This window comes from Clostridium sp. SHJSY1, assembly GCF_031626875.1.
Classification (GTDB): domain Bacteria; phylum Bacillota; class Clostridia; order Clostridiales; family Clostridiaceae; genus Clostridium.
This window is the reverse complement of record NZ_JANDMF010000050.1, coordinates 18,776-33,393: the sequence shown is the minus strand read 5'-3', so window position 1 is coordinate 33,393 and position 14,618 is coordinate 18,776. Positions and strand designations below refer to the sequence as shown.

The window sequence follows — 14,618 nt, the reverse complement described above, 5'->3', positions numbered from 1 at the left end:
GGTAAAGTTCATGCTGTCGCTTACGGCACTGCTGTTATTTCTGCAACTTCTGTTCAAGATCCTACTAAAGTTGCTAGATGTACTGTTATTGTTCCTATTCCTGTTACTGGAGTATCTATTAATTCTAGTTCAGAATTGGTTAAGATGGGAAGCACCTTAACTTTAGGTACTACAATTACTCCTTCTACTGCCACTATTAAAACCGTTACTTGGACTAGCAGTGATACTAATATTATAAAAGTTAGTTCTACTGGAGTTGTTACTCCTGTTACTACTGGTTCTGCTACCATTACTGCTACTACTACCGATGGAAACTTTGTGGCTACTAAAAACTTAACAGTAATTTATGGGGTTACTAGCATTACTTTAGATAAAATATCAGCTACCATAAAATTGAGTACTACTGATTTATCATTAATAGCAACTATTAATCCTACATATGCTACTAATAAATCATTAAATTGGACTAGTAGTAATCCAAATGTTGCTACTGTGGACTCTACTGGTAAAGTTCATGCTGTCGCTTATGGCACTGCTGTTATTTCTGCAACTTCTGTTCAAGATCCTACTAAAGTTGCTAGATGTACTATTTCAGTAACTAACTAAATTATTGATAAAAAATAAGAAGTAAAGATTTCTTTAAACAATCTTTACTTCTTATTTTTAATTATACTATATCAATCCATTTTCCTTTAAAAAATCACTTGCAACAACATCTGGTTGCATTTGAAGTTCATCAACTTTATAATTTAATTCTATCATAACATCATTAGTTAAAATATCCCCTAACTCCTCAATTAATGGTTTAATTTCAGGATATTTTTCTAAAATTTCTTGTCTAACTATTGGAGTTGCATAATATGGAGGGAAAAACTTCTTATCATCTTTTAATGAAACTAAGTTAAATTTTTTAAGAAGTCCATCAGTAGAAAATGCATCTACAATATCAACTTCCTTATTTAATAATGCTGTATAACGTGGAGAACCATCTAATCCAATAGTATCTTTGAAATTCAGATTATAAGTTTTAGAAATACCAGGTAATCCATCAATTCTATTTAAAAATTCTAAAGTTGTTCCAACTTTTAAATTACTAGAAATATTAGATAAATCACTTATATTTTTCAACTTATATTTTTCAGCTGTTTCCTTTGTTACACTTAAAGTATAGGTATTATTAAACCCCATTTGCTTTAAGGTCTCAATATTGTATTGATTTTTTAAATCAGCTTTTGAAACATTATATACCTTATCAACATCACTAATAGGCTCATACTTCAACACATCTCCATAAATAGTTCCACTATAATCCACATACATATCTATGTCTCCTGATTTCATAGCTCCAAAACAAACCTGTGTTCCACCTAAATTTATTTTTCTATTAACTTTAATATCAGTTTTATTTTCAATGACATCAGCTATCATGTTTGAAATAATATGCTGTTCAGTAAAATCTTTACTTGCTATTGTTATCACTTTACTATTTTCATCTCTATTTGCCAAAGTTGTAAAAATAAATATTCCTAAAACTACTATTGCAGATATAGATAAAATACCTTTATTTCTTCTTTTTTGCTTTTTTAATTTTACTAAATCAACATTATTTCCTTTTTGTAAACTAACTGGTGTTACAAGTTTTTCTACAAGTGATGCTAGAAAATCTACAAACAGTGCAAGCAAACAAGCAGGTATAGCCCCAGCCAAGATTTGATTATTATTAACAGTTCTTATTCCTGAAAATACTAGATACCCTAATCCACCTGCTCCTATAAATGCTGCCATAGTCATTAATCCTACAGCAGTAACAGCTGAAATACGAACTCCAGCCATTATAACAGGTAATGCTAATGGTATTTGAACTTTCCTCAAGACTTGAAATTTTGTAAGTCCAATTCCTTTTGCTGCTTCAACAGTTTGCTCATCAATACTATCTATTCCTGTATAAGTATTTTTGATAATTGGCAACAATGAATATAATACAACAGTTACAATTGCAGGAAGTGTTCCTATTCCTAAAAATGGTATGGCAAACCCTAGTAAAGCCATACTAGGAATTGCTTGAACTACATTAGCAATTCCTAATATAGGCTTATTTAATTTTTTTACGTAACATATAAATATTCCTAAAGGAACCCCTATTAAAATTGCTATTGCAACTGAAATAAAAGTAAGTTCAATATGTTCAATTGTAAGTGAAAATATTTGAGATTTATTTTGAGAAAAATATTCAAAGAAATTCATACTACACCTCCTCTGTAATATATTGATCACTAAGAGTTGTAACAAGACTACTCTTTGTTATTAATCCAACTAGTATTCCTGCTTTATTTAACACAGGTACATTAGATATATCATTATCATTAACTATCTTTAAAACATCAATTAAGTTATCATCAGGGTTAACATACAAGAAATCTTTTTTAATTATATTATTAACTTCTGAAGTTCCATCCTTATTAAGTTTTATATCTTTTGCTTTTATAATTCCTTCAAGTTTATTAGATCTATCTTCCACAACCATAAGGGTATCTACTTTGGATGATCTCATCTTTTCAACACATTTAAATAAAGATAAATTGTTCTGACATGTTACTGGATTTTCTATCATAATATCTTCAGCTTTAATAAATTCTGGAGAACTCCAAATCCTTTTTTTCCCTACAAATTCTGAAACAAATTCATTAATTGGATTCTTTAAAATATTTTCTGGAGTATCGTATTGAACTATTTTACCTTTATTCATTATGCATATTTTATCAGCCAATTTGATTGCTTCATCCATATCATGAGTAACAAAAACTATAGTTTTTTTCATTTTAGATTGAAGATTTATTAGTTCATCTTGTAATCCACTTCTGGTTATTGGATCTAATGCAGAGAACGGCTCGTCCATTAATATAATATCTGGATCTGTAGCAAAGGCTCTTGCTACACCAACTCTCTGTTGCTGACCACCACTCAATTCTGTTGGATATCTATCAAGAAACTTTTCACTATCTAATCCAACTATATCCATAAGTTCATATGTTCTTTGTGTTATTTTTTTTGAATCTTCTTTTTTAATTTTAGGAATCAATTCAATATTTTCTTTTATTGTCATATGTGGAAATAGGCCTGTTTGCTGAATTACATAACCAATATTTCTTCTAAGCTCTATAACATCTTTTTTAGCTATATCTTCTCCATTTATATAAATTTTCCCTGATGTAATTTTTATTAGTTTATTGATCATCTTTAGAGTTGTTGTCTTTCCACAACCACTCCCCCCTATAATTGCAACAAGTTGTCCTTTTTCAACATCAAAGGAAATATCAGATATAATTGTATTATTATTGTATTTTTTTATAACTTTTTCAAATCTAATCAAATTTATCTCCCCCTTTCAAAAGTAACAACTTAATACTAACATTAGGTTGTTAGTATTGTCAAACTTAATTTTTACATATAAAAAACATCTTACCTATTTGCCTAAGCATTAGTTAAGATGTTTTTTATGTAAAACCAAACTATTTTAATTCTGTTGGTATAAAAAATTTTGTACTCTATCAATACACTCTTTATCCCCTATAAAGTAGAATATGTCATTTTCAAAAAAACTTGCATATGGTCCTGGAGATATTAATAATTCCCCATTTCTCTTTATTGCAATAATAGTTGCTAATGTATTATGCCAAAAATTTATATCTGCAGCTGATTTATTTAAATATTTCATTTCAGCTGTAATTTTAATCTCAAAAGGAATAAAAGGATTTGTAGAACGAAACCTTTCTGTTTTGTCTACTAGTTCTAAAAGAATATCATTAAAATGTTCTAATTCCTTTTTTTGTTTATTAACACTTTCTAATATTTCTCTTTTTAAGCTATCAACAGTCTGTATATTATCATATTGCTTAATAAACTTAATAGCATTTTCATATGATTTTATAATTACTCCACTACCTTTTGTAGTATCAACAATGTCTAAATCATCTAAAACACAAATTGCTCTTCTCGCTGTTTCAGATGAAACCCCATACTGACTTGCAAGTGATGATCTAGCATAAATTTTTTCTCCAACTTTATAATGTCCATCTGCTATTTTCGACGCAATATCTGTTGCTATTTGTTGATATCTTGGAGTAGTTAATTTTATTTTATTTTGCATTTATCCTTCTCTCCTATATTTATATATTAAATTCCATTACTTAGTATAGCATATCTTTATTTTTATACACATTTTTTGCAAAGCTAATCCACTCTTTTCTGATATAACTACATTTCCTTCACATTTAAATCCAACTTTTTCATAAAATTTAATAGTTTTCAACCTTGCATTCAAATATAATTTATCTATTTTAAGCTCCTTAGCCTTATTAATATGTCTTCTCATCATTTGAAATCCAATACCTCTATTTAGATATTCCGAACTTACAACAACATTAGTAATTTTGCCTTCTTCATTAATATTTGTCATTCTTGAATATGCTATTACCTTATCTCTATTTAATACCACTAAATGTAAGCTTACCTCATCAAATTCATCATAATCGTATCTTTCAATTACATTATATGGTTCAAAAAGTATTGAGAATCTTAATCTTGTTGCCTGTTTAAATTTATCATTATCACATGTTATATAGATATATTTAATTTCATCCATAACGTTTACTTTTCCCCTTTAATTCGGAATATATTATTAGTTAAGTTTTTCTATTTTTTGTCTTCTACTAATATTTAAATATACCATAACTGTCAATAGAAATCTAATTATAATATGTAAAAAAAGATGTATATCCTACTATATTAATTAGGATATACACCTTTTTTAAGTACCTATCACTCTATATCAACAGATTCTGGATATAAGCTCATTTTCTAACATGTCTAACGTTATTGTTTCATGGTTTTTTGTATTTAAATAGACTTTCTCTATATTATCCTTAATCACTTCTCCTATAATTGAAGCATTTCTCCCAAGAGGATTATTTCTCATGACTCTAAGTACATGATGTGCCTCCTCTTTGGAAACTATTACAACTACTTTTCCTCCATTTGCAATATACAATGGGTTTAATCCTAATATTTCACATGCTACACTTACATCATTACTAACAGGGATAGCCCTTTCCTTTAATACTACCCCAAGTTTTCTATCTTTTATGATTTCATTAAGTATAGTAGCTAGACCACCTCTTGTAATATCCCTCATAAATTTAACCTTCTTAGTAACACTTAAAATATCTTTTATTAATGGATATAACTCATTACAATCACTTTTAGTTTTTGTTTTAAAATTCAATTTTTTTCTTTCACTAAGTATAGTTATTCCATGATCTCCCAACGTTCCATTTACAATAATCTTATCACCTTCGTTTATTGTTTCACCTGTTAAATTTAAATTGTTTTCTACAATTCCTATACCAGTAGTATTAATGTATAATTTATCGCCTTTACCTTTTTCAACAACCTTAGTGTCTCCTGTAATTATTTTCACATTGCACTGCCTTGCAGTTTTAGCCATTGATTCCACAACTCTTTCAAGCTCATTAATTTCTAGTCCTTCTTCAATAATAAACCCAACTGTAATATACAGAGGTATTGCTCCACTTACAGCTAAATCATTTACCGTTCCATATATTGACAACTTACCAATATCTCCTCCCGGAAAAAACAACGGATTTATTACATAAGAATCTGTAGACACTGCAATTTTCCCATCCACTTTATCAACTATACCTGAATCTTTATGTTCTAAAATCATTTCATTATCCAGATAATTATTAAACATTCTTTTAACTAGCTCATGAGTGCGTTTCCCCCCATTACCATGTGATAAAGTTATACTATTCATATTACTTATTCCCCTAATAATTCACTTTATACTATAATATACTTTCTACTTATTAAATATATGTCAAATTTATGTTTTCTCTTAAAACTACACTCTCCATAATGAAATAATTACATGGTTCTATTATTCCATCATTACTTTTCCCAAATAGCTAAAAACCCTTATAGCTTTACTTGAAAGACAAGTTAATTTATAAATTTTATCCAAATCAAATACACTTACAAGATTATCTATTCTCTTTTACCTTCAATATATTCTAAACTTCTCTTCTTTATAATTTCATAAATTTCATTACATACTTCATTAAATCTTTTCTTTAATTCTTTTGAAATTCCTAATCCAAACTCTACTTTATTAACTTCTATTCCAATAATAATTCCATTAACATTAATTCTTAAGCTATTAAGTGCCAATGGTAAACTCATATTATGACTTGAAAAGGAATTCTTAAAATACTTATCCACTTTTTCTAATGAAATTTGTGTTATTTGTCCACATTTTAATCCTATTAATGTGCTATCTATGATAAAAATAAAATCACCATTTTCTACACTATCTAAAGCAAAGTTAATATCTGTTTCAGCCTCTATACATTCTATTCCTAAATCTAATTTTTCTATATTAGCTTTAATATAGTCTATTACTTTTATTGCTACCCCATCATCACACATTAGTAAATTTCCTATTGCAATAATCTTAATCATTACACAATCCTCATAGTAAAATCCCTAAATCTATCACTTATAATATGAGTTGCACAAGAAACACATGGATCAAATGACCTTACTACTCGTCCTACTTCTAATGGCTTTTTTATATCTTCTACATAAGTTCCAATTAGAGCCTTTTCTACTACTCCTTTATTTCCACTTGAATCTTTCGGTGACAGATTCCATCCTGATGGAGTTATTATATTGTAATTTTTAATTTTTTTATCTTCAATACCTATCCAATGAGCTAATGCTCCTCTTGAAGTATCTTTAAGCCCAACACCATTAACTGTATCTGGAACTTCCCATATTTTTTGCACAGTTTTTTGTGGATTAATTCTATCTATAAGATATTCAACTATATCACATATTTTTTTTGTCTCCAAAACTCTTGCTATTGTTCTATCTAATGTTGATATTCCATTAGTATATTCACCACTTATATACATCCTAGCTAATGGGCCTACTTCCATAGGTATGCCATTATATCTTGCTGCTTTAACCCAAGTATAAGCATCCTTTTTACTAGTATCAGCTTTCCAATTATTATCATCATTATTTAGAACATTTTTCGAATCAGAATAGTAAGAATAAATAATATCTTCATTTATTTTATTTATATCAAAATCTTCTCTGACATTATTAATAAGTGTTCCTTTCTTTACATAACTCATGCTTTCATTAAAAGGCTCATCAAATGCTCCATAACTCAAAAAATTTCCATAGCCCCTTCCATTTTTGAAATCCTCTGGATAGTATTTCGATACTACCTCTATATCATTTAACATTATGTTGTTTATAAAATCTTTAATTGAATTCAATATATATTTAAGTTCAACTATCTTTGAAGCATCAGTATTAACTGTTACACCTCCAACAAAAATCCCATGATTATGGGGAGCTTTTCCCCCTAAAATAGCTAACATTTTATGAGCTGCTCTGCTATATTTAAGAGATTCAATATAATGCTCATTTAATTTCTTATTTGTCTCACTAGGCAAATTATATTTTCTTTCTTCTCCATCATTTACTGGATTGATATGGATTTGTACATAATCTGGAAGTGTAAATTGATAAAAATGTCTTATATGATTTTGTAAAAATTCACATCCATGAATTATCTGCCTTAATATTCCTCCATTTTCGTCAACTTGTATATTTAATGCATTTTCTAGTGCTGTAGCAGATACAATTCCATGAGCTGTTGAACATATTCCACATATTCTCTCTGTAAAGTAAATTGCATCAAAAGGATGTCTGTCTTTCAGCATTTCTTCAAATCCTCTAAAGAGGAATCCACTACTTTTAGCATCTGTAACTATGTTTTTTTCTATAGTAACCTCTATCTGTAAGAATCCACTTATTCTTGTGATAGGATTTATTACAATTTTTTCTCCCATAAACTCTTCTCCAAATTACAAATTAATAAATGGTTCCATATTATCAGGAAACCCACTATTTATACATCCAATACAAGGTGTATTATCTTCTACTGGCCAATTTACTCTATCATTCCACTTATTTAATGCACAGTCTATTCTTGTAATTGGTCCTCTACACCCAAGTTTTAACATACACTCCTTATCACCAAGTTTTGTAGCAAAAATTTGCTTATCAAAATAAGACCTTCTTGAACAATTTGTGTGTATTGTTTCTCCATATAAAAATAAAGGTCGTCCATCTGAATCCAGTTCTGGTATTCCATATGATATTAAATGTGAGATAGTACTGATTACCCATCTAGGATTTGCCGGACACCCTGGTACCCTTATTACTGGATAATTATTTACGAATTCAGGTACACTCTTACTATCTGAAGGATTTGGCCTAGCAGCTGATGGTCCTCCATATGATGCACAAGTACCAACTGATATAATATATTTTGCTTTTCCTGCAGCTAAATTTACTGCTTCTGCTCCTGAAATGAGCTTTCCATTATGCTCAGCAACAATATTATAAATTCCATTCTCCTTAATTGTTATGGCACCTTCTACAACTAAGATAAATTCTGTATCTAATGTTTCAAGAAACTTATCAAAAGCCCTTTCTCCTTCTGCCCCCATAATACTATTATTGTAAGTTATATTAACCATTCTAGTTAATAAATACACTACATCTGGATCATTAGCATCTAAAAGTGAAATTATATTTCCAGAACAGCCACATGCTTCTAACCAAATTAAATTTATTTTTTTAAGGCCATCATTTTCTATCCTACTTATTACAGAGTTTATTATCCCTCTAGGACATTTTTTTGTTGACACTTCAACACCTTCAAATACTTATTACTGATAAATTTTATTCTAGTATCAATTTTTTTATACTTAATCATATATATAGTAATATTCTAAATAATACATATTATTATAAAATAAGCCATCTAAAGCAGATATTATCCTTTAATCTTTAAATGGCTGAATTAAATATTAATTTTAAATTATTGTATATAATAAATTTTCTTTATAATTAACTAATTTCTTATCTGTTTCTTTTATTTCATTATAGTTATCTGAATTTGTTATAACTATCATGGTTATTGGTGAATATCCTTCCTTCTCTATTCCATTAACATCAAATTCTAATATATTCTGACCTGCTTTTACTCTATCATCTTGCTTAATTTGGGGAGTAAAATATTTACCATTTAACTCAACAGTATTTATCCCTATATGAATTAAAATTTCAACACCACTATCACTTGTAATTCTAATGGCATGATTTGTTCGAAATAATGTTGTTACAACTCCATCTACTGGTGACACTACCTTACCTTCTATTGGTTTGATAGCTATTCCTTTACCCAAAACTCCTTTTGAGAATGCCTCATCTTTAACTTCTGATAATGGAACAACTTCTCCTTTCATAGGACTAATTATTGATTCTTGTTTTACTAATGCATCCCCTTTATTTTCTTCCTTAACCTCTTTATCTTTATATCCTGTAAAGAACATAATGAAGAAACCCAATATAAAACTTATAGTAATAGAAGCAATTGCTCCATAAAATCCTCTATCAACTCCTGTTGGATTAAGATAACTTGGAATTGCAAAAATACCTAATCCACCTAAGTTCCATAGTTTGGTTCCCATAAATCCTGTAATACCACCACCTACTGCAGCAGCAACACAACTTAGTATAAATGGCTTTTTACGTGGAAGTGTAATACCATAAATTGCTGGCTCTGTAACTCCAAAAATACCTGAAATAAATGCTGGTATAGATAATGATTTTAACTTAGAATCCTTTGTTTTTATTAGTATAGCTAATACTACTCCTGTTTGAGCAAATGAAGCACCTAATACAGCTGGAAGTATAGGATCATATCCAAACACTGCTAAATTGTTCATAACTATCGGAATAAATCCCCAATGTAATCCAAATATAACAAATACTTGCCAAAAAGCTCCCATAAATATACCTGCAATAATTGGACTTAAATTATAAATGGCTAATGTTCCCGCTCCTAATAATTTTCCTGCCCAAGTTGCTATAGGTCCTATTAGTATTAGCGTCAAAGGAACAATAACTAATAATGTACAAAATGGAATTAAAAATAACTTCACCACATTTGGTATTATCTTTCTAAATCCCTTTTCTATTTTTGCACCTACATATGTAGCTAAAATTATAGGTATAACTGTTGATGAATACCCCATCAATATAACAGGAATACCTAAAAAAGTAACAAAAACTGGTGATTCAATAATACTTCCAGCAAATAATGTATAAAGGGACGTTCCTGTTGTTAATGTTCCTAATGTAGGATAAACCAAAGCTGCACCTATTGCCATCCCAATAAATTCATTTGCTTTAAACTTTTTAGCAGCTGTGAACCCAAGAAAAATAGGAAAGAAATAAAACAAACAATCTCCTATAGCTTGTAAAATATTATAAGTTCCTGAGGTATTAGTAATCCATCCTAATGTTACAAATAAGGCATTAAATCCTTTAATCATACCAGTTGCACTTAACACTCCCAATGTTGGTGTAAACACACCTGAAATAATATCAATGAACTTATTGAATGGATTTAAATTTTCTTCTACTTCTTCAGCTAAAGTTGATGAAAATCCACCTATTACCATAACTTCTTTATAAACATCTGGCACATGATTACCAATAACCACTTGATATTGACCACCACTTTTTACTACAGTTACAACTCCATTCATCTTCTTTAAAACTTCAGTATTAGCTTTACTCTCATCTTTCAATTTAAAACGTAATCGTGTAATACAATGAGTCAAGCTATTAACATTTTCCTTACCACCAATATTCTCTATAATATCTCTGGCTAGACTTTCGTACTTCATGCTTTCACTCCTTTGTAGAATAATATAATAATTCCATAAAAAATGAGACTATTAATATAGATGGAATTTGTCCTATCTATATTAATAGTCTCTCTTACTTATTAGTAAAAATACATGAATTTATTTATCTTTGTGTTACACGCTGAATATGTATAGTTAAATATAATTGCTCTTCTTCTGATAACTCAGTTTCTAAATATTTCTGTATTTTCAACATACACTCATAAGCTTTTATATATTTTGCTTTAACTTGCTTTAATAGGAAATCATCTTCTGATTGTATAACTTTTTTTGTATTCAACCTCTGAAAGAAAAATCTTAAATGTGTAACAAATCTTTCATAGTTTAATGAACTTTCATCTAAAGGAATATTATAAGTATATTTTACAATATTTAAGATATCTTGCACCATTTTGGTTTGATTTGCAATATCTTCAACTTTACTGGTTGAATTATTAGCTTGTGCATTTATTAGATGTAAGGCAATATTTCCAGCTTCATCATCAGGTAATCTCTTACCAAGCTCAGTTTCAATAAATTCTAAAGCTTTCATACCTACTTCAAATTCTTTAGGATAGAATTTTTTAATTTCCCATATTAAAACATTTGTATTTTTTATATGTTCATCAAACATTTTTATTGCATAACTGACATGATCAGTTAAAGTTACATAAATATATTCATTTAATTCAACACCTAATATATTTTTTGCATATTCAATAATATCGTAACATAGTGAAACATGTTCTGTAGGAATATCTTCTAATAGCAATTTCAGTTTTTCTGAAGCATCTTTATGTTTAAGGATAAATGTTTTCTCAATTAATGATTCATCTACTTTATCTCCTGTTTTCTTTTTAAATGCTATTCCACATCCCATAACAACAAATTCATGTTTATCAGCAGTTTTCGCTAATATAGCATTATTGTTAAATATCTTTTTTATTATCATTACTATCCTCCTATCTGTTATCTTATGTTACTAAAAATAAAAACCTCAACTAAAAAAAAGAAATAACATGAATTTCTTTTCATCAATTAAGGTCTAGCCTGATTAAACAGTAGCAATCCAAATATATATATGTAAGCGTTTAAATTCTAATTTAATGATACCTTCATTTAAATATGTTGTCAATATTTTTCTTAATAAATTCAATTAAAAATCTTTTTTGTATATCCACAAATGTAAATTTCCTATACGTTTTAGTTTATCCTGTAATAAGCCCTAAGTATTGACAAATATTTAGAAGTAGTATAACATAAACTATACCAACTAAGTATAGTTTAAGGAGTAGATATATATATGAACATAAATCAAGAATCTGATTATGCATTTAGAATAGTACTTATGCTCTCTAAAGAAGGCTTAGATACTAGAGTAGATGCTAAATCTCTTTCAGAAAAAGGAAATATTCCTCTTAGATTTTTATTAAAATTAACTAGAAAACTTACTCAAGCAGAAATAGTCAAATCTTTTAGAGGAATAAATGGTGGTTATGCTCTTGCAAAAGCTCCTGAAAATATAACTTTAAAAGATGTAGTTGAAGCTATCCAAGGTCCAATTGTAGTAACTAGGTGTGTTTATGATAAAGAAGCATGTAGTGCTAATAAGATGGGACATTGTTCTGTACATAAAGCTCTAATTGATATTCAAAAAACTATGGTTGAAAAATTAGAAAGTGTTAATTTTGAAGATTTAAAAAAAGACCCTTGGTAACTTATAATTAATATATAAGGCTTATGCCTTTTATATTTGTCCAAAAGTATACCGAAATGGTATAGTATAAATTTTATTATTGTCTTATAGTTATTAATTTTGTCATAAGGGACAATCAATAACTTTATATATTTAATTAATATGGGAGTGATTATTATGTCTATGTGTCAATCAGCAGATTGCAAATTATGTGAATTTTTATCAACAAAAGAAAATATAGAAACCTCTTTTAATAGAGTAGAAACACAAAAAGCTAAATGTAAATTTGGAAAAGAAGGTGTATGTTGCAAACTTTGTTCAAATGGGCCTTGTAAGATAACGCCTAAATCTCCTAGAGGAGTTTGTGGAGCAGATGCTGATACTATAGTTGCAAGAAATTTTTTAAGAGCTATAGCTGCTGGTTCTGCATGTTACCTTCATGTAGTTGAAAATACAGCAAGAAACTTAAAAAGTACAGGTGAAGGCAAAGGAAACCTTAAAATAAAAAGTCCAGAAACATTAGATAAACTTGCAGAAATATTTGATATTAAAGAAAATGATATAAATCAAAAAGCAATTAAAGTTGCTGATGAAGTTTTAAAGGATTTATACAAACCAAGATTTGAAAAAATGAAACTTGTAAAAAAGCTTTCCTATGCTCCTAGATTCAAAAAATGGGAAGACTTAAACATACTTCCTGGTGGAGCTAAATCTGAAGTATTTGATGCAATTGTAAAAACTTCAACAAATTTAAGCAGTGATCCTGTTGATATGTTGCTAAATTCTTTAAGTCTTGGTGTTGCTACAGGTGTATATGGATTAATGCTAACTAACTTGCTAAATGATATTATGTTAGGAACTCCAAAAATAAGACAAGCAAAAGTAGGATTTAAAGTTATAGACCCTGATTACATAAACATTATGGTAACAGGACATCAACATTCTGATATAGCACATCTTCAAGATAGATTAGTTGATGAAGATATAAAAGAGAAAGCTATAGCTTTAGGTGCAAAAGGCTTTAGATTAGTTGGATGTACCTGTGTTGGTCAAGATTTACAACTTAGAGGAGATCATTATACTGAAGTATTCTCAGGACATGCTGGAAACAACTATACAAGTGAAGCAGTTCTTGCAACTGGTGGAATTGATTTAATAGTATCTGAATTTAACTGTACAATACCAGGACTTGAGCCTATAGCAGAAAAATTTAATGTGAAGATGCTTTGTATTGATGATGTAGCTAAAAAAAGAACAGCTGATTTTATAGATTTTACTAAAATTAATATAGAAGATTTAAGTGAAAGAATTATAAATGAAGCATTAGAAAGTTATAAAAATAGAAGAAGTTCAATTACTATTGATATTCCAAAAGATCATGGTCATGATGATGTAATTACAGGTGTTAGTGAAGGTTCATTAAAAGAATTTTTAGGTGGTGAATGGAAACCTCTTATAGATTTAATAGCTCAAGGAAAAATCAAAGGCATTGCTGGAGTTGTAGGATGTTCGAACTTAACAGCTAAAGGACATGACGTATTCACTGTAGAGCTTACTAAGGAACTTATTAAAAGGGATATTTTAGTTTTATCTGCAGGATGCTCATCTGGAGGTCTTGAAAATGTTGGTTTAATGTCTCCTGGTGCTGCTGACCTTGCTGGAGACAGTTTAAGAACTGTCTGTAAATCATTAGGGATTCCTCCTGTTCTTAATTTTGGGCCATGTCTTGCTATTGGAAGACTTGAAATGGTAGCAACAGAATTAGCTGAAACACTTGGAATAGACATTCCACAATTACCACTTGTATTATCAGCTCCTCAATGGCTTGAAGAACAAGCACTAGCTGATGCTGCATTTGGATTATCATTAGGATTACCATTACATGTTGCTATTTCTCCATTTATTGATGGAAGCGAGGTTGTAACTAAAGTTTTAAAAGATGATTTAGTAAACTTAACTGGTGGTAGACTTATTGTTGAAGAAGATGTTGTTAAAGCTGCTGATGAATTAGAACAAATAATTGAAAATAGACGTCTTGGACTTAATATATAAACTTTAAAAAAGGT

13 protein-coding genes are annotated in these 14,618 nt (G+C 29.0%); 3 read left to right on the top strand and 10 right to left on the bottom strand.

The window, feature by feature from the left end; all coding sequences use genetic code 11:
- On the top strand, positions 1 to 606 hold a 606-nt coding region (locus NNC19_RS19175; RefSeq protein ID WP_310940301.1), incomplete at its 5' end, for an Ig-like domain-containing protein.
- 66 nt (positions 607 to 672) lie between these two features.
- Here NNC19_RS19175 and NNC19_RS19170 read toward each other — a convergent pair.
- The 10 genes from NNC19_RS19170 to licT all read right to left on the bottom strand — a co-directional run bounded on the left by NNC19_RS19170 (position 673) and on the right by licT (position 11,808).
- Complete coding sequence (locus NNC19_RS19170; RefSeq protein ID WP_310940300.1) at positions 673 to 2,244, bottom strand: glycine betaine ABC transporter substrate-binding protein; 1,572 nt, start codon at positions 2,242 to 2,244, stop codon at positions 673 to 675.
- Position 2,245: 1 nt separating this feature from the next.
- Positions 2,246 to 3,370, bottom strand: coding sequence for an ABC transporter ATP-binding protein (locus NNC19_RS19165; RefSeq protein ID WP_310940299.1), 1,125 nt, complete (start codon positions 3,368 to 3,370; stop codon positions 2,246 to 2,248).
- Between the two features lie 144 nt (positions 3,371 to 3,514).
- Positions 3,515 to 4,147, bottom strand: a complete 633-nt coding sequence (locus NNC19_RS19160; RefSeq protein WP_310940298.1) for a GntR family transcriptional regulator — start codon at positions 4,145 to 4,147, stop codon at positions 3,515 to 3,517.
- 36 nt (positions 4,148 to 4,183) lie between these two features.
- A complete protein-coding gene (locus NNC19_RS19155) occupies positions 4,184 to 4,642 on the bottom strand; it encodes a GNAT family N-acetyltransferase (RefSeq protein WP_310940297.1) in 459 nt (152 codons plus the stop codon).
- 186 nt (positions 4,643 to 4,828) lie between these two features.
- Entirely contained in the window at positions 4,829 to 5,833 is a 1,005-nt protein-coding gene (gene hypE, locus NNC19_RS19150) for a hydrogenase expression/formation protein HypE (RefSeq protein WP_310940296.1), read from the bottom strand.
- Positions 5,834 to 6,063: 230 nt separating this feature from the next.
- Positions 6,064 to 6,537 (bottom strand): hydrogenase maturation protease, encoded by a 474-nt coding sequence (locus NNC19_RS19145; RefSeq protein WP_310940295.1) that lies wholly within the window; start codon positions 6,535 to 6,537, stop codon positions 6,064 to 6,066.
- A complete protein-coding gene (locus tag NNC19_RS19140; RefSeq protein ID WP_310940294.1) occupies positions 6,537 to 7,943 on the bottom strand; it encodes a nickel-dependent hydrogenase large subunit in 1,407 nt (468 codons plus the stop codon). Before NNC19_RS19140 ends, NNC19_RS19145 begins: the two co-directional genes overlap by 1 nt.
- A 15-nt stretch (positions 7,944 to 7,958) precedes the next feature.
- A complete protein-coding gene (locus tag NNC19_RS19135; protein WP_396136460.1) occupies positions 7,959 to 8,807 on the bottom strand; it encodes a hydrogenase small subunit in 849 nt (282 codons plus the stop codon).
- 168 nt (positions 8,808 to 8,975) lie between these two features.
- Entirely contained in the window at positions 8,976 to 10,856 is a 1,881-nt protein-coding gene (locus NNC19_RS19130; protein WP_310940293.1) for a beta-glucoside-specific PTS transporter subunit IIABC, read from the bottom strand.
- A 124-nt stretch (positions 10,857 to 10,980) separates the two neighbouring features.
- Positions 10,981 to 11,808, bottom strand: coding sequence for a BglG family transcription antiterminator LicT (gene licT, locus NNC19_RS19125; RefSeq protein WP_310940292.1), 828 nt, complete (start codon positions 11,806 to 11,808; stop codon positions 10,981 to 10,983).
- Between the two features lie 351 nt (positions 11,809 to 12,159).
- Between licT and NNC19_RS19120 the strand changes: the two genes are divergently transcribed.
- On the top strand, positions 12,160 to 12,573 hold the full coding sequence (locus NNC19_RS19120; protein WP_310940291.1) for an Rrf2 family transcriptional regulator: 414 nt from the start codon (positions 12,160 to 12,162) through the stop codon (positions 12,571 to 12,573).
- 156 nt (positions 12,574 to 12,729) lie between these two features.
- Positions 12,730 to 14,604, top strand: a complete 1,875-nt coding sequence (gene cooS / locus NNC19_RS19115; RefSeq protein WP_310940290.1) for an anaerobic carbon-monoxide dehydrogenase catalytic subunit — start codon at positions 12,730 to 12,732, stop codon at positions 14,602 to 14,604.
- Positions 14,605 to 14,618: the final 14 nt, after the last annotated feature.